General features: G+C 58.7%; 20 protein-coding genes. 9 read left to right on the top strand and 11 right to left on the bottom strand.

The window, feature by feature from the left end; all coding sequences use genetic code 11:
* The first annotated feature begins 451 nt into the window (after nucleotides 1-451).
* The 3 genes from KZH41_RS24665 (at nucleotide 452) to arfB (ending at nucleotide 3,089) form a co-directional block, all read left to right on the top strand.
* The gene (locus tag KZH41_RS24665) at nucleotides 452-1,873 is read left to right on the top strand and encodes an amino acid permease (RefSeq protein ID WP_094950828.1); all 1,422 of its coding nucleotides are present in this window, start codon (nucleotides 452-454) and stop codon (nucleotides 1,871-1,873) included.
* Between the two features lie 106 nt (nucleotides 1,874-1,979).
* Nucleotides 1,980-2,663, top strand: coding sequence for a pentapeptide repeat-containing protein (locus KZH41_RS24660; RefSeq protein WP_094950829.1), 684 nt, complete (start codon nucleotides 1,980-1,982; stop codon nucleotides 2,661-2,663).
* A gap of 12 nt (nucleotides 2,664-2,675) precedes the next feature.
* Nucleotides 2,676-3,089 (top strand): alternative ribosome rescue aminoacyl-tRNA hydrolase ArfB, encoded by a 414-nt coding sequence (gene arfB, locus KZH41_RS24655; RefSeq protein WP_034109044.1) that lies wholly within the window; start codon nucleotides 2,676-2,678, stop codon nucleotides 3,087-3,089.
* Here arfB and KZH41_RS24650 read toward each other — a convergent pair.
* The 3 genes from KZH41_RS24650 to KZH41_RS24640 form a co-directional block, all read right to left on the bottom strand.
* Complete coding sequence (locus KZH41_RS24650; RefSeq protein ID WP_094950830.1) at nucleotides 3,086-4,282, bottom strand: MFS transporter; 1,197 nt, start codon at nucleotides 4,280-4,282, stop codon at nucleotides 3,086-3,088. The two genes, arfB and KZH41_RS24650, sit on opposite strands and share 4 nt — an antisense overlap.
* A gap of 104 nt (nucleotides 4,283-4,386) precedes the next feature.
* Nucleotides 4,387-4,581, bottom strand: a complete 195-nt coding sequence (locus tag KZH41_RS24645; RefSeq protein WP_094950831.1) for a hypothetical protein — start codon at nucleotides 4,579-4,581, stop codon at nucleotides 4,387-4,389.
* 371 nt (nucleotides 4,582-4,952) lie between these two features.
* The gene (locus KZH41_RS24640; protein ID WP_094950855.1) at nucleotides 4,953-5,264 is read right to left on the bottom strand and encodes a DUF962 domain-containing protein; all 312 of its coding nucleotides are present in this window, start codon (nucleotides 5,262-5,264) and stop codon (nucleotides 4,953-4,955) included.
* A 161-nt stretch (nucleotides 5,265-5,425) separates the two neighbouring features.
* On the opposite strand from KZH41_RS24640, the gene KZH41_RS24635 reads away from it, so the two are divergent.
* A complete protein-coding gene (locus KZH41_RS24635; RefSeq protein WP_094950832.1) occupies nucleotides 5,426-6,484 on the top strand; it encodes an AraC family transcriptional regulator in 1,059 nt (352 codons plus the stop codon).
* Here KZH41_RS24635 and KZH41_RS24630 read toward each other — a convergent pair.
* From KZH41_RS24630 to KZH41_RS24595, 8 genes are all read right to left on the bottom strand, one after another.
* A complete protein-coding gene (locus tag KZH41_RS24630) occupies nucleotides 6,441-7,895 on the bottom strand; it encodes a TrkH family potassium uptake protein (RefSeq protein ID WP_094950833.1) in 1,455 nt (484 codons plus the stop codon). The genes KZH41_RS24635 and KZH41_RS24630 overlap by 44 nt on opposite strands.
* Before the next feature lie 251 nt (nucleotides 7,896-8,146).
* Nucleotides 8,147-9,490 (bottom strand): imelysin family protein, encoded by a 1,344-nt coding sequence (locus tag KZH41_RS24625; RefSeq protein ID WP_263273892.1) that lies wholly within the window; start codon nucleotides 9,488-9,490, stop codon nucleotides 8,147-8,149.
* Nucleotides 9,491-9,617: 127 nt separating this feature from the next.
* Entirely contained in the window at nucleotides 9,618-11,669 is a 2,052-nt protein-coding gene (locus KZH41_RS24620; RefSeq protein WP_094950835.1) for a putative bifunctional diguanylate cyclase/phosphodiesterase, read from the bottom strand.
* Nucleotides 11,670-11,897: 228 nt separating this feature from the next.
* A complete protein-coding gene (locus KZH41_RS24615; RefSeq protein WP_141240541.1) occupies nucleotides 11,898-12,158 on the bottom strand; it encodes a hypothetical protein in 261 nt (86 codons plus the stop codon).
* A 208-nt stretch (nucleotides 12,159-12,366) separates the two neighbouring features.
* Complete coding sequence (locus KZH41_RS24610) at nucleotides 12,367-17,073, bottom strand: RHS repeat-associated core domain-containing protein (RefSeq protein ID WP_263273891.1); 4,707 nt, start codon at nucleotides 17,071-17,073, stop codon at nucleotides 12,367-12,369.
* A 267-nt stretch (nucleotides 17,074-17,340) separates the two neighbouring features.
* The gene (locus KZH41_RS24605) at nucleotides 17,341-17,937 is read right to left on the bottom strand and encodes a superoxide dismutase (protein WP_094950838.1); all 597 of its coding nucleotides are present in this window, start codon (nucleotides 17,935-17,937) and stop codon (nucleotides 17,341-17,343) included.
* Nucleotides 17,938-18,115: 178 nt separating this feature from the next.
* Nucleotides 18,116-18,715: a LysE/ArgO family amino acid transporter gene (locus KZH41_RS24600; protein ID WP_263273890.1), complete on the bottom strand. Its 600-nt coding sequence runs from the start codon at nucleotides 18,713-18,715 to the stop codon at nucleotides 18,116-18,118.
* Between the two features lie 5 nt (nucleotides 18,716-18,720).
* A complete protein-coding gene (locus KZH41_RS24595) occupies nucleotides 18,721-19,122 on the bottom strand; it encodes an ACT domain-containing protein (RefSeq protein WP_094950840.1) in 402 nt (133 codons plus the stop codon).
* Nucleotides 19,123-19,222: 100 nt separating this feature from the next.
* Between KZH41_RS24595 and KZH41_RS24590 the strand changes: the two genes are divergently transcribed.
* The 5 genes from KZH41_RS24590 to KZH41_RS24570 all read left to right on the top strand — a co-directional run bounded on the left by KZH41_RS24590 (nucleotide 19,223) and on the right by KZH41_RS24570 (nucleotide 25,074).
* Nucleotides 19,223-20,119, top strand: a complete 897-nt coding sequence (locus KZH41_RS24590) for a LysR family transcriptional regulator ArgP (protein WP_242152230.1) — start codon at nucleotides 19,223-19,225, stop codon at nucleotides 20,117-20,119.
* A 98-nt stretch (nucleotides 20,120-20,217) separates the two neighbouring features.
* The gene (locus KZH41_RS24585; RefSeq protein WP_094950842.1) at nucleotides 20,218-21,216 is read left to right on the top strand and encodes an NAD-dependent epimerase/dehydratase family protein; all 999 of its coding nucleotides are present in this window, start codon (nucleotides 20,218-20,220) and stop codon (nucleotides 21,214-21,216) included.
* A gap of 127 nt (nucleotides 21,217-21,343) precedes the next feature.
* On the top strand, nucleotides 21,344-22,168 hold the full coding sequence (locus KZH41_RS24580; RefSeq protein WP_094950843.1) for an ATPase: 825 nt from the start codon (nucleotides 21,344-21,346) through the stop codon (nucleotides 22,166-22,168).
* Between the two features lie 255 nt (nucleotides 22,169-22,423).
* Nucleotides 22,424-23,683 (top strand): AGE family epimerase/isomerase, encoded by a 1,260-nt coding sequence (locus KZH41_RS24575; protein ID WP_094950844.1) that lies wholly within the window; start codon nucleotides 22,424-22,426, stop codon nucleotides 23,681-23,683.
* Nucleotides 23,684-23,787: 104 nt separating this feature from the next.
* On the top strand, nucleotides 23,788-25,074 hold the full coding sequence (locus tag KZH41_RS24570; protein WP_094950845.1) for an ABC transporter substrate-binding protein: 1,287 nt from the start codon (nucleotides 23,788-23,790) through the stop codon (nucleotides 25,072-25,074).
* The last annotated feature ends 53 nt before the right edge of the window (nucleotides 25,075-25,127 follow it).

Genomic DNA, 25,127 nt, shown 5'->3' with positions numbered 1-25,127 from the left:
CATTGCCCGCCGACAATTTTCTGGAGGATGACGGATTCAGCTGCCTGTAACGCTGGGTTTACGCGATGTAACGTAAAAATTACGCAATGGGCCAGTCATTTATGGGCGGTGTCTTGCTGTAAGGAATCTCTGACAGATTGTCGCAAGCGCTCTGCAGGGGCGCCCAGAAGCTGTCGAGCGATGTACAATGCGCCGCGTTTTACTGTGACCCTCCTTGCGTTCCCACGCAAAAGGCCAAGACCCAGGGTTTACCCACCCTGATCACTCCGCCCTGCCACGAGCCGGACGGGTTCGATTTCGTCACAGATAAAAACAAACAGGTGACGCATGACCGTTAGAAAGACGCTGTACTCCTGGTGCCTGCGCTGGGGTTTGAGCGGCGCTGCTTGAGTCGAGATTCAAGGCAGCAACGTGCATTCAACATCATCAAACCTTGCGTGAGACCCTTTTCATGAGTGGACCCCATTCCCCTTCAGGCGAGCTGAAACGCGGCCTGAAAAATCGGCATATCCAGTTGATCGCCCTCGGCGGCGCCATCGGCACCGGCCTGTTCCTGGGCTCGGCTGGGGTGCTCAAATCCGCCGGCCCTTCGATGATCCTGGGCTATGCCATCTGCGGCTTTATCGCCTTCATGATCATGCGCCAGCTCGGCGAAATGATCGTCGAAGAGCCGGTCGCCGGTTCCTTCAGCCACTTTGCCCACAAGTACTGGGGCGGTTTCGCCGGCTTCCTGTCGGGCTGGAACTGCTGGATCCTGTACATCCTGGTCGGCATGTCGGAGCTGACGGCTGTCGGCAAATATGTGCACTACTGGTGGCCTGAGATCCCGACCTGGGTCTCGGCAGCAGCGTTTTTCGTGCTGATCAACCTGATTAACTTGGCTAACGTCAAAGTATTTGGTGAAGCCGAATTCTGGTTCGCCATCATCAAGGTGGTGGCCATCGTCGGCATGATCGCCCTGGGCAGCTACTTGCTTGCCAGCGGCAGCGGCGGCCCGCAAGCTTCGGTCAGCAACCTGTGGGAGCACGGTGGGTTCTTCCCACACGGCGTGGGCGGATTGGTGATGGCCATGGCGATCATCATGTTCTCCTTCGGCGGCCTGGAAATGCTCGGCTTTACCGCAGCCGAAGCTGACCAGCCACGCACCGTGATCCCCAAGGCGATCAACCAGGTGATCTACCGCATCCTGATCTTCTACATAGGCGCACTGGTAGTGCTGTTGTCGCTGACGCCATGGGACAGCCTGCTGGCGTCCCTCAACGCGTCCGGCGATGCCTATAGCGGCAGCCCGTTCGTGCAGGTGTTCTCGATGCTGGGCAGCAACACTGCCGCGCATATCCTCAACTTCGTGGTGCTCACTGCGGCGCTGTCGGTGTACAACAGCGGCACCTACTGCAACAGCCGCATGCTGCTGGGCATGGCCGAGCAGGGCGATGCGCCCAAGGCCTTGGCGAAAATCGACAAGCGCGGCGTACCGGTGCGTTCGATTCTGGCCTCAGCGGCGATCACCCTGGTGGCGGTGCTGATGAACTACCTGATCCCGCAACACGCGCTGGAACTGCTGATGTCGTTGGTAGTGGCCACGCTGGTGATCAACTGGGCGATGATCAGCTTCTCGCACTTCAAGTTCCGCCAGCACATGAACCGCACCGGCCAAGTGCCGTTGTTCAAGGCGCTGTGGTACCCGTACGGCAACATCCTCTGCGTGGCCTTCGTGGTGTTTATTCTGGGGACCATGTTGATGATCCCGGGCATTGACCGTTCGGTGTACGCAATCCCGGTGTGGGTGGCGTTCATGGGGCTGTGCTACTGGATCAAGAACAAGCGCAGCGCCGAAGCGGCACTGACCGCGACGAGTGCGGCGTTGAAGTAAGCCGTATCGCATCAACAGAAAGCCCGGCGCCTTGCCGGGTTTTTTGTGGGCGTCGACAGGTTAAACTCCCGACCTTGTTTTTATCGACCCTTGCCTAGGAGGCCCCATGCAGCACACCGACATCGACGGCGGCAGCTTGCAGCGCGATGCGCTGGAAGACTTGATCGACCAGCACAGCGGGCCGTTGCGCCTGATTGGCGTGGACCTGAGCGGGGCGGATCTGTCGCGCATGGTGCTGGACCACTGGGTGTTCGAGCGTTGCATTCTGGTGCAGACGTCCTTCCTGGGTTCGCGCCTTGAAGGCACCCAATGGACCAGTTGCCGCGCAGCCCACGCCATATTCGAGGCGGCGAACCTGTTGGAGGCGCAGTTCAACAGCTGTGACCTGAACAACACCCGCTGGCAGCGCAGCAAACTGTCCCAGGCCAGTTTTGCCCACTGCAAGCTGACCGGCGCCAACTTCACCCACTGCGCGTCCCTGGGCTTGAGCTTCAGCGAAACCCGCCTTAACAGCGCGTTTTTGTCCGGCCTGTCGTTTGCCCGAACGGTGCTGAATAACTTGGACTTTTCCGACAGCGACTTGTCGGATGCTGACTTTCGCAAGGCCGAATTGATCGACTGCAGCCTCGCCCATGCGCGTATCAACGGCGCCAATTTTGCCGGTGCCGACCTGCGCGGTGCGGATTTGAGCGGTTTTCGCCTCAATGATGCCAAACTGTTCAAAGGCGCCGTGATTTCCAAAGCCCAGGCGTCGATGTTGTTGTCCGAGTTGGGCTTGTCCGTTGCCTAAGGTTTTTGAGTGATGCTGGTTATTTCCAACAACGTGCACCTGCCCGATGCCGAGATCGAGCTGACCGCCATTCGCGCCCAAGGCGCCGGTGGGCAGAACGTCAACAAGGTCTCGAGCGCGGTGCACTTGCGGTTTGATATTCCGGCGTCGTCGTTGCCGGACTTTTACAAGGAACGGCTGCTGGCGCTGCGCGACAGCCGTATCACCAGTGAAGGCGTGTTGGTGCTCAAGGCCCAGCAATACCGGACCCAGGAACAGAATCGCGCGGACGCGCTGGAACGCTTGGTGGAGTTGATCCTCAGCGCCACTAAAGTCGAGAAGAAGCGCCGCCCGACCAAACCGACGTTGGGCTCAAAGAAGCGTCGCCTGGAGTCCAAGACCAAGCGCGGCAGTATCAAGGCCGGGCGCGGTAAGGTCGACTTCTAGGCGTCGCGCATCTCGCGGGCCTTGGGCGCTTTACGGTACAGGTACACGCTCAGCAGCAAGCCACCGGCGGCGGCGAGGGCGGCGAAGAGGAAGATCGAGGCAAAGCCGAAGCCTGCCGCCACTGCGCCCGCCAGTGGGCCGGTGATGCCCAGCGACAAGTCGATAAACAGCGAATAAGCCCCCACCGCCGAACCACGGCTGGAGGCTGGCACCAGGTTGACCGCCTCCACCCCCAGCGCCGGAAACACCAGGGAAAAGCCAAACCCGCTCAACGCCGCGCCAGCCAAGGCCAGGTGAGCATCCGGTGCCAGCCACAGCAACAACAGGCCGAGGATCTCCACCGACAGGCAGGCAATCGCTACGCGAAACCCACCGATACGGTTGATCAAGTTGCCGAACAGCAGGCGTGCGCCGATAAAACTGGCGCCGAACAGGCTCAGTGCCCACACCGCGTTGTCCCAGTGTTGGGTGGTGTAATACAGCGTGATAAACGTGGCGATGGTGCCAAAGCCGATCGAGCCCAAGGCCAAGGCGCAGCCGTGAGGCAGCACGCGGCCCAGCACGTTCATGAACGGCAGGCGCACACCGGCCACAATCGGTGCCGCGACCTTGTTCCAGGCCAAGAGCACGCCCAGCACTGCCAGCACAATGATGCTGACGCCCATACTCCATAAGCCGAAATGACTGACCAGCACCACCCCAAGCGGCGCGCCGACGGCCAGCGCGCCGTAACTGGCGATACCGTTCCACGAGATGACCTTGGCCGTGTTGGCTGCGCCGACCCGGCCAATGCCCCAGCCGATGGCGCCTGAACCCACCAGGCTTTCTGCGCTGCCCAGCACCAGTCGCCCGATCAGCAGGCTAATCAGGCTGACGGCCGGCAGGCTGGAAAACCACGCTGCCAGCAACATGAACACGCCGCTCAGGCCGCAGCCCGCCAAGCCGATCAACACCGCGCGCTTACTGCCCAGGTTGTCGATGATTTTGCCCGCGTACGGGCGGCTCAGCAGCGTGGCCAGGTATTGCACGCTGATCACCAAGCCGGCGATAACGGCGCCGTAGCCCAGTTCACTGTGCACATAGCCCGGCAACACGGCCAGGGGAATGCCGATATTCAGGTAACCGATAAAGGTGAACAGCACGATGGAAACGACTTGCAGCGTGACCGCCATCGGGCGCTGGGTATCTGGCATGGGAGAGGTCCACTGTCGCAGCAGGTAAAGATAGGCTGCTAATGATACCGGCGCGGGGGCCGGGCGGGGCGGCAAAACAGCAAAAACTTCAGATTACCCAATGATCAGGGTTTGGCGGGCGTCAGCATTTGCGTGGTCACCAGGGCGGCCAGGGCGTTTTCCTGGGTGCCAAAGCGCTTGAGCAGCAAGGCTTGTTTGTCGGCGCTGAGGCGGTTCCAGACGTCGACCATCTGCAGGGCGGCGTCGAGTACAGCGGCGTCCGGGGTATCGGGGGACGTGTTGAGGTCGTTATCGGTCATGGCGGGTATCTCGTGATTCAGGCTGTGTGGAAAGCGCTCAATGGTGCGCTTTCCACACGGTCTGGTACGGCGTCAGTCCTGGCGTTTGCTGTCGACTGGTTTTGCTTCTTTGGCCTCAGGCTGTTTGTTGCTGGCCTGATGCGGTGTTGGCTGCTCAGTTGGGTGCAGGCTTGGGAAGGGGAGATTAGGTATCTCGTGCATCGTCGTCGCTCCTCGCAAGGTCTGTTTTATCAATCGCAGTGTGATTGCGCGCTCTCAAAAAGCCTTGGCAGGATACAGCACTGAAAATGACAAAAAGAATTTTATGTCGACGGATGTACTAATTTTAATTTTTAAAGCAAGTGACAAGAGGTCACAGGTAAAAGCGCGCACTAGAACGGCACCTTGCCCAAAATCATGTCGCGGTACATCACAAAATCGCCCAACAGGCTGTAGAACGGGTGTTGAAACGTCGCCGGGCGGTTCTTTTCGAAGAAGAAGTGGCCGATCCAGGCAAAGCTGTAGCCGGCGATCGGCAACGCCAGCAGCAGGCCCAACGAACCTCTGCCAATCGCATACGCCAGAATGCCGATCACCAATGTGGTGCCGATAAAATGCAGGCGCCGGCAGGTGCTGTTGCCGTGTTCGCTCAGGTAGTAAGGGTAGAACTCGGCGAAGCTATTGAATTGTTTGATGTTTTGCACAATGTCCGGCCCTTGGGTGGTTGTGCCGCCCAACAGATGTTCGGCGGGGAGCTTATTTGAGTCTAGAGTGATCAGTGGTAACAGCCAGTGACAATAGATGCCACTTTAGTATCCTTGGCTTCCTGGCTGCCGGTTGAGCCTGCTTTTTTCAAGAAGACGCCATGAGCGAACGAACAACTTCTGCAAGCTGGGCGATGGGAATAGTCAAGGCGTTGGAAATGGACGGCCTGGATTGTCGTGTCTTGTTCAAGCAGCTGGGCCTGGACTACGCCGCCCTCAGTGACCCGGACGCGCGTTTTCCGCAAGACTCCATGACCCGACTGTGGCAACGGGCGGTGGAGCTGTCGGGCAACCCGGCGATTGGCCTGAACATGGGCAAGGTGGTGCGCCCGGCGTCGTTTCATGTGGCCGGTTATGCGCTGATGTCCAGCAACACCCTGGCCGAAGGCTTTATGCGCCTGGTGCGCTACCAGCGCATCATCGCCGAAAGTGCTGACCTGAGTTTCCGCCTGTTACCCGAAGGCTATGCGCTGATTCTGACGGTACACGGCGATCATCTCCCACCCACCCGACAAAGCGCCGAAGCCTCGCTGGCCAGTGCCTTGGCATTGTGCGGCTGGTTGACCGGCCGCAGCCTGCAACCGCGCAAAGTGGTGTTGCAAGGCGATCAACCGGCCGACCTGGCGCCTTACAAACAAGCCTTCCATGCGCCCCTGGAATTCAATGCGCCTTATGACGCGCTGATTTTCGAGCAGGCCGACATGGATGCGCCGCTGCCCACGGCCAATGAGGCCATGGCGCTGCTGCATGATCGGTTTGCCGGTGAATACCTGGCGCGGTTTTCCGAGAGCCGCGTGACCCACAAGGCCCGCCAGGTGCTGTGCCGTCTGCTGCCCCAGGGCGAGCCCAAGCGCGAAGTGGTCGCCCAGACCTTGCACCTGTCCCAGCGCACCTTGCAGCGGCGCTTGCAGGAGGAGGGCACCAGTTTCCAGACCTTGCTCGACGACACCCGTCGCGAACTCGCCGAGCAATACCTGGCGCAGCCGAGCATGACCCTGCTGGAAATTGCCTACCTGTTGGGCTTTGCCGACCCGAGCAATTTCTTCCGCGCGTTCCGCCGTTGGTTCGATGCCACGCCCGGCGAATACCGGGCGCGGTTGCTGGAAGCGTCGACGTTCAGTGCCGCCAAAATGCCGGAATGCACAGAACAAAGACTGTAATGATCTCCAGCCTTCCGAGCAGCATGCCCAGCGACAAGATCCACTTGGCCGCATCCGGCAGGCTGGCGAAGTTGCCGGCCGGGCCGATGGTTTCGCCCAGGCCCGGGCCAACGCCCGACACAGTGCTGGCGGCGCCGGTCAACGCGGTCATCCAGTCCAGCCCCAGCAGCGACAGAGCCAGGGCAATGGCGCAGATGGTGATGGCGAAGAAAAACGAGAACGTCAGGATCGAACGCACGATCTCTTCATCGAGGCGGTGGCCGTTGTACTTCTGCTTGATCACCGCACGCGGGTGAATCAGCTGGTTCAAGTTGGCCTTGAGCAGGATATAGGCGACCTGGAAGCGGAAGATCTTGATCCCGCCCGCCGTGGAGCCCGAGCAACCGCCGATGAACCCCAGGTAGAAGAACAGCATCAGTGAGAAGTTGCCCCAGATGCTGTAGTCCCCGAGTGCAAAACCGGTAGTCGTCACCACTGACGTCACGTTCACCGCTACATGGCGCAGCGCCTCCAGCCAATGCAAATCGGTGGTCCACCAGTACCAGGTGCCGAGCACCAGCCAGGTCACCAGCAGCAAACCGAGCATGCCTTGCACTTGCTGATCTTTGATCAGTGCCCTTCGGTTGCCGCGCAACGTGGCCACGTACAGGGTGAACGGCAAGCTGCCGAGGATCATCACCACCACGGCGACCCAGTGCACGGCAGGCTGTTTCCAGTGGGCGAGGGATTCATCGGAGGTGGAAAAGCCCCCGGTGGAAATCGCCGACATCGCGTGGTTGATCGCATCAAACAAGCCCATCCCAGCCCACCAGAACGCCAGGCTGCCGAAGATGGTGATGCCCACATACGCCGCCACAATCAGCCGCGCCACCATGTGCGAGCGCGGCATGACTTTTTCTGAGCGGTCGGAGGATTCGGTCTGGAACAGGCGCATGCCACCAATGCGCAGCAGCGGCAGGATCGCCACCGCCATGCCGATAAAGCCGATGCCGCCCAGCCAGTGCAGCATCGAGCGCCACATCAGGATGCCGGGGGACATGCTGTCCAGCCCGCTCAATACCGTGGACCCGGTAGCGGTGATGCCGGACATGCTTTCGAAGAATGAGTCGGTGTAGCTGATGTGCTGGGTCAGCAAGAACGGTAGCGCGGCGAACACGCACACCACCACCCAACTGCTGACCGTGAGCAGGTACATGTCTCGGGGGCGCAGGTGCACGTGCTCGGGGCGGCCGGGGATGACCAGGGCCAGGCCGGCGAGAAAGGTGATCAGGCTGGCCCACAGGAACGAGGGCAGGTCGCTGGTGCGCTCGAAGATCACCAGGGTGGCCATCGGGATAACCATGGCGATCGCGAGGGTGATCAGGAAGATGCCGATGATGAAACCGATGATGCGTAGGGTCGGCAACGCCATGAAGTTCGCTCGGGTGCTGGAGGACAGGCGCCATTCTACCTGGGGTGCAGGGCATGTAAACCTGAAGCCTGAGATCAATGAAGATCAACAGTGGAAGCTGGCTTGCCTGCGATGGCGGTGTGCCATTCGATAACTCAGTTGCCTGACACACCGCTATCGTAGGCAAGCCAGTTTCCACAGAGGTCACGGGGTATTCGAGAGGGCGCATAAAAAAGGCGGCCCGAAGGCCGCCTCATTCAACTCACGCCTGATCAGAACTCGTGATCAGCGCTGTCCGGGTTCAAGTCGCTGATACCCAGCTTGCCGGCAGCTGTTTCGATCGAACCGGTCTGCTTGACCAGCGCGGCAATCGCATCACGCACGATCTGGTTGCCGGCATCGTTACCCGCAGCAATCAGCTGGTCGTAGTGCTCACCCTGGTTGGCGTGGTCAACCATGACCTGGATCTTCGCTTCGGTCGACGCCAGGTCGGCCTTCAGTGCGGTGTCGGCAGCCGGGTCGGCCTTGGCCACCAGCGACGACAAGCTCGCGCCGGTCATCTTGGTACCGTCGACGCGGGTGTACTCGCCCAGGTAAACGTTACGAATACCCTTGGCATCGTAGAAGTGCGAGTTGTGCGTGTTGTCGCTGAAGCAATCCTGCTCGTCTTCCGGCGAGTTGGCTTCCAGCGAAACCTTCATGCGCTCACCGGCCAGCTCGCCGAGGGAGAGGCTGCCCATGCCGAACAACATTTTGCGCAGGCCGTCGGTGGCAGGTTCGGCTTCCAGGGTGGCGCGGTAGTTGTCTTCGACGTTGGGTTTCCAGTTGCCGACCATTTCTTCCAGGTCGCTGACCAGCAACTGAGTCACCGCGCGCAGGTAAGTGCGACGGCGCTCGTTGTGGCCGCCAGTGGCGCCATCACCGGTCATGTAGTCGGAGGCGGGACGGTTGCCCGCGCCAGGGCCGGTGCCGTTGAGGTCTTGGCCCCACAGCAGGAACTCGATGGCGTGGTAGCCGGTGGCGACGTTGGCTTCGGAGCCGCCCAGCTCATTGAGGCTGGCGAGTTTGTCCGGGGTGATTTCCTTGACGTCGATCTTGTCTTCGCCGACTTGGATCTGGGTGTTGGCGATGATGTTGGCGGTGGCGCCTGGGTTACCCAGGGCGTGCTCGTAGGATTTGTCGGTGTAGTCGATCAGGCCTTCGTCCAAGGGCCAGGCGTTCACCTGGCCTTCCCAGTCGTCGATGATGGTGTTGCCGAAGCGGAACACTTCGCTCTGCAGGTACGGTACGCGCGAGGCGATCCAGGCGGTACGGGCTGCTTTCAGGGTTTGGTCGTTCGGGTTGGCGAGGAACGTGTCGATTGCGGTTTGCAGGGTTTTCGCAGTGGATTCGGCATCGCTGTACACCGCGAACACCATGTCAGCGTAATGCGCGACCACGGCCTTGGCGGCCGCTTCGTCGACCTTGCCGGCAGGTGCGGCAGCCGCTGGAGCGGTAGTGCTGGCTGCCGGCGTCGGCGCTTGAGGCGCGGCGGCCTTGTCTTTACCTTCGCCGCAACCGGCGAGAGAAATGGCAATGGCCAGCAGACTGGCGGTGGCCAGGGGCATACGAATCATGGCGAACATCCTGCTTCGGTTGTTGATAGGACGCGCGGGGGCGCGCAAAAGCTGCGACATAATGCGAAAGATTTGCATTTTGTGTAAAGGGTTATACGCGGGAAATATTTAGTATTGCTTTGACCGTTCAGAGAATCGCTGCGTTATTGCGCTCGGACTGTTTCAAGTAAGCGGCCAACTCTCGGGCCGGCAATGGTTTGCTGTAGTGGTAACCCTGACCTTCGTGGCAGCCCTCGGAAATGATGTAGGCCTCTTGCTCGGCGGTTTCCACGCCTTCAGCGATCACCTGCATGCCGAGGCTTTTGCCCAGTTGAATGATGGCGCGAACGATGGTTGCATCGTCGTCGTCATCCAGCAGGTCCTGAACGAAGCTCTTGTCGATCTTGATCTTGTCCAGGGGCAAGCTTTTGAGGTAACTCAAGGACGAATAGCCGGTGCCGAAGTCATCAATCGCGATCAGCGCCCCGGAACGTCGCAGGCTCAGCAAGTGCTGGGCGGCGGTGCTGATGTCTTCCATCAGGCCGGTCTCGGTCACTTCCAACTCAAGGCTGCGTGGCGGCAGGCGGTAGATCTGCATCAGGTTGTTGACCACCCGTGGCAGCTCGGTGTGGTGCAACTGCACGGTGGACAGGTTGACCGCCATGCGCAGGGTGGTGAAGCCCAGGTCATGCCACTCGCGCAATTGCCGGCAGGCTTGGTCCAGCACCCATTCGCCAATCGGAATAATGGTGCCGTTCTGTTCCGCCAACGGGATGAACAAGTCGGGCGGCACCAGGCCGTGCTCCGGGTGCTGCCAGCGGATCAGCGCTTCGACGCCGACCACGCGGTGGTCGCGGTAGCTGATTTGCGGCTGGTACACCAAGTGAAACTGGTCACGGCTGAGGGCATCGCGCAGGTCTTTTTCCAGCTCGCGGCGCCGGCGCATTTCACTGTCGACGCTGGCGATATAGAACTGATAGCGGTTGCGCGAGCGGCTCTTGGCCAGGGTCATGGTCTGCTCGGCTTTTTGCAGCAGCTTCTCGGTGCTGTCGCCGTCTTCGGGGAACAGGGTGATGCCGATAGTGGCGCGCAGGCGAATCTGCTCATGATCGAGGGCGAATTCGGCTTCCAGGTCGTCCAGGATGCTTTGCGCCAGTTCGGCGGCTTCGTAAGGTTGGTCGATATCGGCCTGCACCAGCGCAAACTGGTCGCCGCCCAGCCGGGCCAAGGCGCCGAGGCGGCCGCTGTGGGCACGCAGACGGTCGGCCAGGGCCAGCAGCAATTTGTCGCCGGCCTGGTAGGTGAACTGTTCGTTGACGCTTTTGAAGTCATCCAACCCTACGCACAACACCGCAACGCGACGTTGGCGGCGGCCGGCGTCGATCAGAATTTTGTCCAGTTGCTCCTGCAACTTCTGGCGGTTGGGCAGGCCGGTGAGAAAGTCGTACTGGGCCATGCGCAGCAGGCTGGACTCGGCCTCGTGGCGCAAGTGGGTGTTGCGCTCGATGGATTCAAGCAACTGGTTGGCGGTGTTGATCCACAGCCCCAGTTCGTTACGTTCGTGGCCTTTGAGCTGGGGAATCTTGTGTTCGCTGGGCCGGTCCGGGTTGATCGAGGTCAGGTGCTCGATAATCCGCGATAACGGCTTGGTCAGCAGCCAGTGATAAACCAGGTACAACACCAAGCCCATGGCCAGGGCACGCAACACACCGGAAATAAAGATGATCACCGAGCTGACCAGAAAGCCTTTGCCATAGGTGGCCGTGTCGAGGGTGATGCTCAGGTCGCCGTAATACTCGCTGTAGGGGCCTTTGCCGACCAATGACGTGGTGAAGGTGCGTTCCTGGCCAAGAATCAGGTCGGTCAGCCAGCGGGTGGGCGATTGCTGCAACGCGCGGGTTTTTTCCGCGAGCATGGTTTCGTTGGGGTGGCCGATGGAGGCCATGCGCACGGCTTCGTCCTGAAACAGGCCTTCGATCACCTGCATACCCATCTCGCGGTCCAGGCTGTAGACGGCCTGGGTCGAGGGGTCGCGAAACATGTCGAGGATGCGCTGGGCATCACCGGCCACGGCCTGGCGCGTCTTGTAGGCATCGAACACGATCTGCGCCGCGCTCAGCGCCACGCCCACGATCAATGCCGACAGCAGCACAACCCGTAGCAACTTCACCGACAAGCTGTTTTTGAGTTCCAGCTTCAAAGGGGCATTCCTTGTTCCATGCGGGTGGCCTCAATATGCCATGAGTATTGGCAATCTCGTGATGGCAGTCAAAGGAACATTAGGGCATCGGCGGGTTTGGTGACTAACTTGAAGGGAGGGTGACAGCGAAGGGGGAAGGCGGGGGGCAGGCGGATGGGGAATCCGCCTGCCTGAGACAGCTCCCTAAGAGCACAGGGCGCTTGGGGAGCGAATGCGCTCATGTCTCTATCAGCTGTGCTGATTGATATTGATATTCATCGATTGCGGGGCGTCGTACTGCATTTTGCCGTTGTGTTTGTGCGTATCCTCGTTCGCGATCTTGTGTTGATTCGCGCCGTCTTTATTCTCTCCGCCTTGTTGCTTGGCCAATGCTTTAACTACTTCGCCAGCGACTTTGGCGATTTCTGTGCCCATTTTTGCCACTTCGCCCATGCCGCCCATTGCCTGGCCAGCCATAGGCATGACTGCTGCTATTACGCCACCGATCATAGTAATTTCTCCGACAAGTAATAGAGGTGAATTCCTCACCCTCACTACGTGGCACGATTTGCGCACTGAGTTCCAACGACCGGAGCACAATTCACCACAAAAAAAGCCCGGCAAAAATAGCCGGGCTTTTTCCTACTGCAAGCGCTGCTCAGTCATTGAAGGGGTTGCAGGCCTGAGCCCGCGCCGACGGACATCAGTTCTGCAGGCGTTAGCGCAGCCGAGGAAAGCGCCAGGGCTTGTTCCATAAACTCTTCCAACTACCATTCGGCAACCAAGTCCCGTTACCGATGAGCGAATTAAAACCGTCAGTATTCTTCGAGTCGCCCAAAACGCCGGTATTCGTCAAGACTCCCGTAACAGCGAAAGCGATGGTGTTGAGGTCATCAAACGGTTCGAATTTTGCGATCGCTGGGATCACAGCGTTGGAGTTGAAAGGATACGGCTCTATCGCTGCAGCCCAACGCAGAGGGTTCATATTTTCTCGCGTCTCGCCGATGATGGATAGCACCGTTTTTTGGCTCTGTGAAATGACTGCCGCGCGCTGAAAGATGTTCTTGCCGACAGCACGTGCTGAGTTCCCCAGATAGCGGGCAAACATCACTGCCCGTTTGACAAGCTTCATGCCTAGCTTGGCTGCTGAGCTGAATACGCCAAAGACCAGGGAAGCCCAGGCCAACCCTTCAGACCAGTCTGAACTGATGTCGGCAATCAGGACCGACATGACGGCCGTGGCTGCTGAAATAGCGGCAAAGACGACCATACCCGCCGATAAAAGCAGCGTCGCGCCTCCCGTCATAACAGCCGATAGCACCCCTATAGCGGTAAAAATTATAGTGCTAATCAATTGTGAGTCTTTGCCCAGGCTGAGGGGACCAGGAAGACTGTCGCCCCAAATACCCCTCAATCGATTGCTTACTGAGAAGTGGCCGGTGGGGTCTTGAAAATTGATGGGGTCGTTATCGGTACAGTAACCGTAAGCGTGTGGGCCACCTATGCCAAAGGGGCTGCTCGTGTCCGGGGCATTGAACTGTCGCGTCTCTGGGTTGAGAAAGCGGTAACCACAGCCCAACGGGTATTGGCCGATGGTGCTGTCGTAGAGCTCGCCATTGTCACCCAGTAACGATTGGGTATCTTCAAAGAAGTGTTCGCCGTAGGGGCTATAAGCATGAAATTTTGTGGTGTTGGCCTGCGCGTCGTAGGTAACCCACACCGTGCCGTTGACGTCGCGCCATTCGTATAGGGTTCTGTCTACTCCGGAAATCCGGGTTCGTTGAGCGGTGCAGCCAGTACTGCCGGGTTCCATATGCCGGTAGGCATCGTTATCCCCAAGCGAGTACTCGCCATTGACCTGGAGTTCGTTATAGATGACTTGACGTTGCTGCGAGCCCTCGCCTTGGGTCATGAGGCGATCACTGGGGTCGTAGCTATACCGGGTACTCCCTGCCTTTATCAGCCGGCCTAACCAGTCATAGGTATATTTTTTACCGTTTTGGTCTTGAGTGACCCGGCCGGCAATGTCGTACGTCAAGGTCGCAGACTTTGTGTAGTCCGCATGGCTGTTCGCGATCTTTTCCAGGCGAACGCCCGTGGAGCTGTCGTAGGTGTAGGTCGCTGTGTTGCTTGCGCCGGCGAAAGTGCTGACACAGCGGGTGACATTGCCCAGGCCATCATAGGTGAACTCTTGCTTGTCTATGAGTTTGCCCTTCGGGTTTTTAGGCCTCCAAACCCCTGTAGTCGTGCATGCCTTAAGCCGCCCGCCCGCACTGTAGGTGAAACTGCGCGAGCCTTTGATGGCGCTGCCTTGTTTCAACTGGACCTGTTTGAACTTACCGTCGCCATAGTAAACGGTGGTTATTTCCAAGGCAGAGGCGGCATTTGCAGCGGGTACGAAACGGCGGCTGGTTTCACGCTGCTCAGCGTCATAACTGTAAGTGACCTTGATGCTTGTCGATGCGCTGCCCAGAGTCTTTACAACCTCTTCTTTCAATAGCCCTTGGTCGGTGTAAGTGCACGAAGTGTCGTGTGTGTTGACGCTACGTGTACGCTGGCCCTTCGGATTGTACTCAAACTGCGTTGAGTGCTCGAAGACGTCGGTATCACTGAGCACACGCCCCGCGAGTGAATAGAGGCAGGAGACTTCTTTGGCTTCACCGGGCTGAGTTTGCACGCGTTGCTGGGTGGTGCGTAAGTTGAGGTCATGGTCGTATTGTAAAAAATGTTCTCCCTCGCTGGCTGTGGAGAGGCTTTGTGTGGCGTGGGCATAGGTGAAGTTTTTTTGCTGGTTGGCACCTTTGCCACTGACTTTGCCGAGTTTATTGCCCAGTTCCTTGATGTACTCGTATTGGAGGTCGATACCGTCTGCGGTTGTTTTTGACGTCGGCAATGGGTCCCCGCCATTGTAGAGGTAGGTCTCTACGCTGTTGCCTCGGCTCAGGCTGGTGACACGGTCCCACCCATCGAATGTTCGGCTACCCAATAAACGCGTCGAGGCGCCCAGGGGGCCAAAACTGATCCTTATGGTTGCCGGTTCATCAGTGCGCAACAACGGGGGATAGGTGTAGTGGTAGCTGTAGACGAGATCCAGCGGGAGCAAGCCTTTATCGTTTTCGACATGGGACTCGGTCAGCACGCGTCCGAAGACGTCATAGGTATAGCGGATGGTGGTGACACCGAACTCGCCAACGGTTTCCAACTGTGCGAGTCGCTTCTCAAATGTGTAGGTGGCGGTTTGAGTTTGAAATGCGACGCCGTTCTGGCCGTGCCACACAATTTTCTGGATCGTCTCGTCCGCGTTGTAGGTTGTCACCTTGCGGTGTTTGTCGTTGGCATTACCGGTCCATTCGCTCCGTGTCATTGCAATGGGGTCGTACAGGTTGAAATCTTGCCGACCGTCGCTGTAGCGTCGCCCGCTGACTTCACCCCAATCGTCGTAATTTATTTCGCTCCAGTCGCTGACTTGGGTGCCGTCTTCCGTGTAATCGTACTGCGTGCTGCGCAATTCGCGCCCCATGAGGTCGTAGCTGACTTCCCTGAGCAGGCGCTGGGTGTTTGCTTCGACGTATTCGTACTCCCTTACCAGCCGGTCTTGACCATCGTATTGGCTCAAGCGAACCTGCCCGTTAGGCTCGGTGACCTTCACTTGGCCAGGGGCCGGATAGGCATAGCGAGTGGTTTGCTTATAGGTTGGGCTCTGCGCACACACTGTGAGCGTCGCTAACCTTCCAAACGCGTCATAGGTGTACTCCGTCCGATTACCGTCGGTGTCCACCTGACGAATGAGGCGCCCGCTGAGAACGCTCTGAGTGGATGAAGACGTACGCGAGGTTCCAGTAGGTTCAGTGTCGACGGTCTTTGTGGTCAGCTCTGTGTTGTTTGCCCCCCCGAGGGTGTACGTAAAGGCACGTTTGGGTACACGAAATATGTCATCTTCGTAGGCGACTTCCATTAGTTTTCCTTTACGAAAGTCATTGTCCGTGTAATAGCTGAAGTTCTGGAAAGTGATGCTGGGGTTAATGATATTTAAGGGGTCGAAGGTTTCTATGAGGACGGCGAGCTTTGGCTCGCTCATGCCGGGTATATCGGTATAAAGATACGTTTTAGTGTTTATGGCAATGTTTAAATACTCGCCGAGCAGTATGGTTTCCTTGTACGGTCGGTCCGAGAGAAATTTTTCGCCGTCATCGTATTCGTAAGTGGTGGATGTGTTAAGTTTTTTGTTTTCAATCAGGGCAGCATCTTTGTTGAAACGATTATGAATATCTATTTTTCGAGGTTTAGAAGATGATTGGCCGTATGTAGTGGAACGTTCATTTTTTATGGCGTTCGGTTCTGCAGAAATTGTGTAGTCTGTGTTGGTATAGGTCGTAATGTCGTCCGTGGTGCTACTGGTCAATTCCGATAAGATTTCGTTAGTCTTGTGATCGTACGTATAGATCGTCTTTTGTCCAGCGCCGGTTTTAGTTGTTATGTAGGCTTTAAGGTTGGTATATCGACTGTACTCATAATGATGAAAGACCGGTTCCCCGCCGCCGTTGGGCTGCAAGTGATGGCCGAGAACACAGGGCAGTGCCGATAATGTGGGGTTGTCCGGGAAGGTCAGCCCATTGTCGTCGTACTCAACCTCTTCAACGAGGCCGTCCCAGTGGGTGAACGTGTTCAGCAGCCAGCCAGCGGTCTTATGATCCAGATACGTGAACGAGGTTTTAATATCGTCGGCAAGCGTCACGGATTTAAGGGCGTAGTCCTCAATCGTCAGCTCATAGCGCAATGTTTCAGTGGCATCGTCGGGCCAGAAGGTCAGGGTGACGGGCGTAAGTGCTGACTGGGCGTTATCTTCGGCGAGCGTATAGTCAATTTCGATCAGCGTACGAAGGCTGTCTTTAACACGCTGTAACTTGGTTTGATAATAGGTTTTACCGTCTATTACGTGGGCTGTGGCAATCCAGGTCGAGTACAGGAAGTAATATCCATCGAGGGTCAGCGACTCGGGTAGATAAAACAGCGAATCTCCCAGCTTGGACAAGACTTCTGTTCTGCCGCCTTTGCGGTAGACGGTCAATTTACCATCGGCGCCCCATTCGGCAATGACTGCCACTTGTTTCAAGTTTTTGCCCTTTTTCAAGGGCAGTGTTTCGCCGGTATTGAGCGTTAACTTTTCATATTCTTCACTGTAAATAGTCGTGCTGAATTCCCAGCCGTCGCCCAATGCGGCCTGGTTATTGGTCAGGGGGCTATAATACAGGTCCATTTCTAACGGGGGGCCGTTACCCTGGTTACCGCTCGGGGTGGGCATTTTTACGTACGCTTCAAACAGTCCGGTGCGGGTGTTCACCATATTGAATTTTTGGGTGGTTGCGTTAAAAATCGGTTCGCTCTCGTAGTCGGCCGGGTCTTTGCCCATTGGGTTATGTGCCATGTTCAATCTCCTTATAAGTTTGCTTGTCCTGAGCCTTCAGAACAGGGTGGAGATCTGAGCCTATATAAAATCTGACGGGGTAAAACCTGTGATTTCTGACAGTTTTTTATAGCGATTGGCTATAGACCGGGCTGTTTAATAGCAGCGATGGGCGAGGGTGTGCGGCGGGCATAAAAAAACCGGAGCCCTTGGCGGGGCTCCGGTTTTTAAGCAGATCACGGATTATTGATTAATCACACAAGTGATCAGCGGTACAGCAAGGTGTGCTTAAGCAGTAAAGGTCTTGCCTTCGAACTGCTCAGCCACGAACTTCCAGTTGACCAGGTTCCAGAACGCTTCCACATACTTTGGACGCACGTTGCGGTAGTCGATGTAGTAAGCGTGTTCCCAGACGTCGCAGGTCAGCAGCGGGGTGTCGCCGCTGGTCAGCGGGTTGCCGGCGCCGATGGTGCTGGCCAGGGCCAGGGAACCGTCAGCCTTTTTCACCAGCCAGCCCCAACCGGAACCGAAGGTGCCGACGGACGTCTTGGTGAATTCTTCTTTGAACTTGTCGAACGAACCGAACGCAGCGTTGATGGCATCGCCAAGTGCGCCGGTTGGTTGGCCGCCGGCGTTTGGCGCCAGGCAGTTCCAGTAGAACGTGTGGTTCCAGACCTGAGCGGCGTTGTTGAAGATGCCGCCCGAAGAGGACTTGACGATTTCTTCCAGGGTCTTGCCTTCGAACTCGGTGCCTGGCACCAGGTTGTTCAGGTTCACGACATAGGTGTTGTGGTGCTTGTCGTGGTGGTATTCCAAGGTTTCCTTGGAGATGTGCGGCTGCAGGGCATCGTGTGCGTAGGGCAGCGGCGGCAATTCGAAAGCCATGATGATTCTCCTAATCAGGTCAGTTGCGGTGAGCGCAAGGCCGATCACGGGCGGCCAAACAAGCGCCGGGGAGTTTGTACTCTTTGCGGCGCAGGGTCCGGATCATAGCACCGGGGGTGCGGCAAAACCACGCAACAACTGTGTGGGATAGAGGTTCCAGAGCGTTTTGGAATATTCATCAAGCACTGATCAATTGATACGCCACGCTGAACATCATGACCGCCACCAAAAGGTCCAGCAGCCGCCAGGTAGCAGGGCGTGCCAGCCACGGCGCCAACCACGCGGCGCCTAATGCCAGGGTGGCGAACCACAGGAACGACGCGCTGGCCGCACCGGCCACGTAGGCGCCGGGTTCAGTTTGCTGAGCGCCTAAAGAGCCAATCAGCAAGACGGTGTCCAAATACACATGCGGATTGAGTAACGTCACCGCCAGGGCGCTGAGTAACACCGCGCGCAGGGAACGCACCTCGAGGTTTTCGCCTTGACCTAGGCTTTGCTTGGAAAACGCGCGACGCAGCGCCAAGGTGCCGTACCACAGCAGGAACGCCGCGCCGCCCCAACGGGCAACCGCCAGCAGCAGCGGGTTTTGTGCCAGCACTGTGGCCAGGCCGAATACCCCGGCAGCCACCAGAATCGCATCACATACGATGCACAGCGCCGCCACCGGTAGGTGATGCTCACGGCGCAGGCTTTGCGCCAACACAAACGCATTCTGGGTGCCGATCGCCATGATCAGGCCGAGGGCTACCAGCAGCCCGTTCACGTAGCTTTGCCACATAACCTTTACTCCGCGTTTGCTGCCAAGTGGCGCAATACATCCATGGCTCGCTCAGCATCGCTGCGGCCGACAAACAGGTGGTCGTGATAAAAGCCGGCGATCACGTTGCAACTGATGCCGGCCTTGCCCAAGGCGCTGGCGAAGGCAGCGGTCAGGCCTACCGCCTCCAAGGCCGAATGCACGTTCAAGGTGATCCACGCGGCGACATAGTCGAAGGCCAATCCGGCCTGTTCAGCGTGTTGGCGGTCCAGGATCAACGTCAGGCCTTCCTGCTCGCGGAAGCTGCCGATCACCTCGCAGCCGGGCGGGATACGGTTGTCGGGCAGGGTGCAGAACACATAATCGCCCTCATTGAGCTGTGGGCTCATGCTGCGCAGCAGGGTTGCCAGGGCGGTTTCGCCAGCCATGTGTGGGTTCCTTAATAGAGAGAGACTCAATGCTGGTCATTCTCATGGGCTAGGCTGTATAAGAAAAACCAATATTGCTGATCGCCCATTAGAGAAACTGATGTTCGACTATAAATTGCTTTCCGCCCTGGCGGCGGTGGTGGAACAGGCCGGCTTTGAGCGCGGCGCCCAGGTGCTGGGGTTGTCGCAGTCGGCGATCTCCCAGCGCATCAAGTTGCTTGAGGCGCGTGTCGGCCAGCCGGTGCTGGTGCGGGCCACACCGCCCACACCTACCGAAATCGGCCGGCGCCTGCTCAACCATGTGCAACAGGTGCGCTTGCTCGAGCGCGACCTGCAAAGCCAGGTGCCGGCGCTGGACGAGGAGGGCATGCCCGAGCGCCTGCGCATCGCACTGAATGCCGACAGCCTCGCCACTTGGTGGGCTGAGGCCGTCAGCGACTTTTGCGCCGAGCAGCATTTGCTGCTGGACCTGGTGGTGGAAGACCAGACTGTGGGCCTTAAACGCATGCGCGCCGGTGAAGTGGCGGCCTGCATTTGCGCCAGCGAGCGCCCCGTGGCCGGCGCGCGCAGCCTGTTGCTCGGTGCCATGCGCTATCGCGCGCTGGCCAGCCCGGCTTTTATTGCGCGGCATTTCCCTGAGGGCGTGCGTGCCGATCAATTGGCGCGAACGCCGGCGCTGGTGTTCGGCCCGGATGATTTCCTGCAGCACCGTTACCTGGCGTCCTTGGGCGTGGACGGCGGTTTCGAACACCATTTATGCCCATCCTCCGAAGGCTTTATCCGCTTGACGGAAGCCGGCCTGGGCTGGGGGCTGGTGCCGGAATTACAGGTGCGCGACCAGCTGCAAACCGGCGTATTAGTCGAGTTATTGCCAGATAAGCCCATCGATGTGCCGTTGTACTGGCATCATTGGCGCAGTGGCGGGCAGCTGTTGGGCCTGTTGACCGACCATCTGGCCCAGGCCTGTGGCCAATGGTTGGTGCCCTATCAGCAGTAACAAGCGTCAAGCTGCAAGCTGCAAGAGAAAAGCTTGCGGATCGTTTTTAACTTGTGGCTTGAAGCTTGACGCTGGCAGCTGCATCCGTAGGAGGCTACATGAAGATTCTGGTCACCGGCGCAAGCGGCTTCATCGGCGGGCGCTTTGCGCGTTTCGCCCTGGAGCAAGGCCTGGACGTGCGGGTCAACGGGCGGCGCGCCGAAGGTGTGGAGCACCTGGTACGGCGCGGCGCCGAGTTTATCCAGGGTGATTTGAACGACGCCGATCTGGTGCGCCACCTGTGCCGCGATGTTGAAGCCGTGGTGCATTGCGCCGGCGCCGTCGGGCTGTGGGGCAAGTATCAGGACTTCCATCAAGGCAATGTGCTGGTCACCGAAAACGTGGTTGAAGCCTGCCTCAAGCAACGCGTCGGGCGACTGGTGCACTTGTCATCGCCGTCGATCTACTTCGACGGGCGCGACCACCTCGGCCTGACGGAAGAACAAGTGCCCAAGCGCTTCAAGCATCCCTACGCCGCCACCAAGTACCTGGCGGAACAGAAAGTGTTCGGCGCCCAGGAGTTCGGCCTGGAAGTGCTGGCCCTGCGCCCGCGCTTTGTTACCGGTGCCGGTGACATGAGCATCTTCCCGCGCCTGTTGAACATGCAGCGCAAGAACCGCCTGGCTATCGTCGGCGACGGCCTGAACAAGGTCGACTTCACCAGCGTGCACAACCTCAATGAAGCGCTGCTGAGCAGTTTGCTGGCCACCGGTTCGGCGCTGGGCAAGGCCTACAACATCAGCAACGGCACGCCGGTGCCGGTGTGGGATGTGGTCAACTACGTGATGCGCCAGATGGACATGCCCCAAGTCACGCGTTATCGCTCTTACGGTTTGTCCTACAGCGTGGCGGCGTTGAACGAGGCATTTTGTGCGATGTGGCCGGGGCGCCCGGAGCCGTCACTGTCGCGGTTGGGCATGCAGGTGATGAACAAAGATTTCACGCTCGATATCAGCCGGGCGAGGCATTATCTCGACTACGAGCCCAAGGTCAGCTTATGGACTGCACTCGACGAGTTCTGCAGTTGGTGGCGAGCCCAGGCTCCGGGGCGCCAGTAAGCTCACACCCGGCAACACTTCGGGAACCGAATTCGCGGTTCCGGGTCGATCAGTGCGGCGCAAGCGCGGTTTATACTCGCGCTGCTCGGCTTTTCAGGTAGCTATCTCACCGATTCAGGGTTGATTCATGCGTAACGATGCTAAAGACGATTTCGACAACGTTCCCAGCCTGCGGGCCGACATCGGGGACGATGATGATTTCGAGCCGAGCCCCGCCACGTCGGTGCGCTCGCGCAATCCGAAGGTGGTCAAGGTCAAGAGCGCCAGCACCGGCCCGCTGTGGGCTTTGGTCGGCGCGCTGTTGATCGCCTTTGCGGGTCTTGCCTGGTGGAGCTTCCAGCAGATTTCCCTGATGGGCCAGCAATTGGTCGCTACCCAGGAAAGCTTTGCGCGCATCAGCGAAGAAGCGGCGGGGCGCCTGCAGGATATTTCCGGCAAGGTGGTGGCCAGCCAAGCCAGCGTGAACAACGGCAGTGAAGCGCTCAAGTTGCAGATCAAGCAGTTGGAAGCGCAGTTGCAGGAGCAAGGCAAGCAGCAGGTCGGCGTCGCCGGCCAGGCCTCCGAACTGGACCAGCGCCTGGCACAAATGACCGCCAGCACCGCCGACCTGTCGAGCGCGAATGCCAAGTTGCAGGGCCAGGTGCAGGCGCTGACCGACGCAGTGGCAACCCTCAAAGCGGCGCAAGGTGAAGTCAAGGATCTGTCTGCCGACGTGGCCACCCTGAAGAAACAGGGCAACCCGAGCGCGGCCATTGCCCGCCTGGAACAGGACCTCGTGGTGCTCAAAAGCGCGCAGGACAACCCGACGGTTAACAGCGATGCGCCGACCAATAAAGAGTTTGATGTGTTCCGCATCCAGACCACACGCAATATCACCACCCTGCAAAGCCAAGTGCAAAACCTGCAGCAACAGCTCAACGCGCCAGCGAAGATCAGGCCTCTGGGGCAGTGATAGCAGGTGTAAACCGGCTTTCAACTGTGGGCGCTGGCTTGCCTGCGATAGCGATCTGTCAGCTCATGCTTTTGTAACTGACCCACCGCTATCGCAGGCAAGCCAGCTGCCACAATTAGAGTGGGTTCAGAGTTAGACAGGACCATCTTTTGAATTGTCACCGGCTGGTGACATTTCCGTTCCCCTTCGTTACTTGCCCTGATCTCACCCTTGTTTAGACTCCGGTCATCCCATAAAAAATAATAAGGGCTACCTATGACCACGCAACCACTGCCTGCCAGCAGTTGGCTGAACGCACCTGCCCATCACACTTGGCTCGCCCACGAAGGCCTGCGCCTGCTGGCATTCGCCAAGGCCTCGCGCCTGCCAGATGGCTTCGGCAACCTCGACGACAACGGCCAACTGCCGGCCGATGCCCACGCCGAAACCATGAACACCGCCCGCATGACCCACAGCTTCGCCATGGCCCACGCCATGGGGTTGCCCGGTTATGCCGACCTGGTGGCGCACGGCGTTGCGGCGCTCAGCGGGCCATTACGCGATAGCGAGCACGGCGGTTGGTTTGCCGCGCCCCATGCCGTGGATGGCAACCGTGGCAAGGCCGCTTACCTGCATGCGTTCGTCGCCCTGGCCGCCAGTTCGGCGGTGGTGGCGGGCGCGCCCGGTGCACAAAACCTCTTGAACGACGCCGTGCACATCATCGACCAGTTCTTCTGGAGCGAGGAGGAAGGCGTCATGCTCGAATCCTTTGCCCAGGGCTGGAGCGGTGTTGAGGCTTATCGCGGCGCCAACAGCAACATGCACGCCACCGAAGCATTCCTGGCCCTGGCCGATGTGACCGGTGACACGCGCTGGCTCGACCGCGCATTGCGCATCGTCGAACGTGTTATCCACACCCACGCCGCCGGCAACCAGTTCATGGTCATTGAGCACTTCGACGCCCACTGGAAGCCACTGCTCGGCTACAACGAAGACAACCCTGCCGACGGTTTCCGCCCTTATGGCATCACCCCCGGCCACGGTTTTGAATGGGCGCGGCTGGTGCTGCACCTGGAAGCCGCGCGCCTGCAAGCCGGGTTGGCCACGCCGGACTGGCTGGTAACCGATGCTCAAGGCCTGTTCGCCAGCGCCTGCGAATACGCCTGGGCCGTAGATGGTGCGCCCGGCATCGTCTACACCCTGGACTGGAACCACCGCCCGGTGGTGCGCGAGCGCCTGCACTGGACCCATGCCGAAGCCAGCGCCGCCGCCCAAGCGTTGCTCAAGCGCACCGGTGAGCTGCATTACGAAACCTGGTATCGGCGGTTCTGGGAGTTCTGCGAAAGCCACTTTATCGACCGCATCCGTGGCAGCTGGCACCACGAACTCAGCCCACACAACCAACCCAGCAGCAAGATCTGGGGCGGTAAACCGGACCTTTATCACGCCTGGCAAGCGGTGGTGCTGCCTGCGCTACCCTTGTCACCCAGCATGACCAGTGCGTTAGGGCAGGGCTGCTATGTCACCAAGTGGTGACATTTGCACGTCCCTTTGTTACCTGCGCCTGGAAAATCCCTGTTTAAACTCCGTGCAGCGCAAGCTCTAGACTTGCATGCATAACAACAAGAAAAGGTACTCAGATGAACGCGATTAATCGCCTCGCCGTTGCTATTTCCATTGCCTCGTTGTTTCCCCTCAGTGCATTTGCCGCCGACTCGAAAGGGACGGTTGAAGTTGTGCATTGGTGGACCTCCGGCGGTGAAAAGGCGGCTGTAGATGTCCTGAAGGCCCAAGTTGAAAAAGACGGCTTCACCTGGAAAGACGGTGCCGTCGCAGGTGGCGGTGGTGCCACCGCGATGACTGTGCTGAAAAGCCGCGCAGTCGCCGGCAACCCACCCGGCGTTGCCCAGATCAAAGGCCCCGACATCCAGGAATGGGCGTCCACCGGCTTGCTCGACACCGACGTGCTCAAAGACGTCGCCAAAGAAGAAAAGTGGGACTCCCTGCTCGACAAGAAAGTCTCCGACACCGTGAAGTACGAAGGTGACTACGTCGCCGTACCGGTCAACATCCACCGCGTTAACTGGCTGTGGATCAACCCGGAAGTCTTCAAGAAAGCCGGTATCACCAAGAACCCGACCACCCTCGAAGAATTCTACGCAGCCGGTGACAAGCTCAAGGCCGCGGGCTTCATTGCGCTCGCCCACGGTGGCCAGCCTTGGCAGGACAGCACCGTATTCGAAGCGGTCGTACTGTCGGTGATGGGGGCTGATGGCTACAAGAAAGCCCTGGTCGACCTGGATAACGCTGCGCTGACCGGTCCTGAAATGGTCAAGTCCCTGACCGAGCTGAAGAAAGTCGCGACCTACATGGACGTCGACGGCAAAGGCCAGGACTGGAACCTCGAAGCAGGCAAGGTCATCAACGGCAAGGCCGGCATGCAGATCATGGGTGACTGGGCCAAGTCCGAGTGGACTGCCGCCAAGAAAGTCGCCGGTAAAGACTACGAGTGCGTAGCCTTCCCAGGCACCGACAAAGCCTTCACCTACAACATCGACTCCCTGGCGGTGTTCAAGCAGAAAGACAAAGGCACTGCTGCCGGTCAGCAGGACATCGCCAAAGTCGTGCTGGGTGAGAACTTCCAGAAAGTCTTCAGCATCAACAAAGGCTCGATTCCGGTTCGGGTCGACATGCTGAACAAAATGGAATCGTACGGGTTCGACTCCTGCGCCCAGACCGCAGCCAAAGACTTCCTGGCAGACGCCAAAACCGGCGGCCTGCAGCCAAGCATGGCGCACAACATGGCCACCACCCTGGCTGTGCAAGGTGCGTTCTTTGATGTCGTGACCAACTTCATCAACGACCCGAAAGCCGACCCGGCCGACACCGCCAAGAAACTCGGCGCTGCGATCAAGTCTGCCAAGTAACGGTTAGCAGCTGGTCCTTGTGAGGGGAAACCCCCTGACCCCTCACAAGGCTT

The organism is Pseudomonas sp. YeP6b (assembly GCF_025642995.1).
GTDB lineage: Bacteria > Pseudomonadota > Gammaproteobacteria > Pseudomonadales > Pseudomonadaceae > Aquipseudomonas.
Note: the sequence above shows the minus strand (reverse complement) of the source record. Positions and strands in the feature narration are given on the sequence as shown.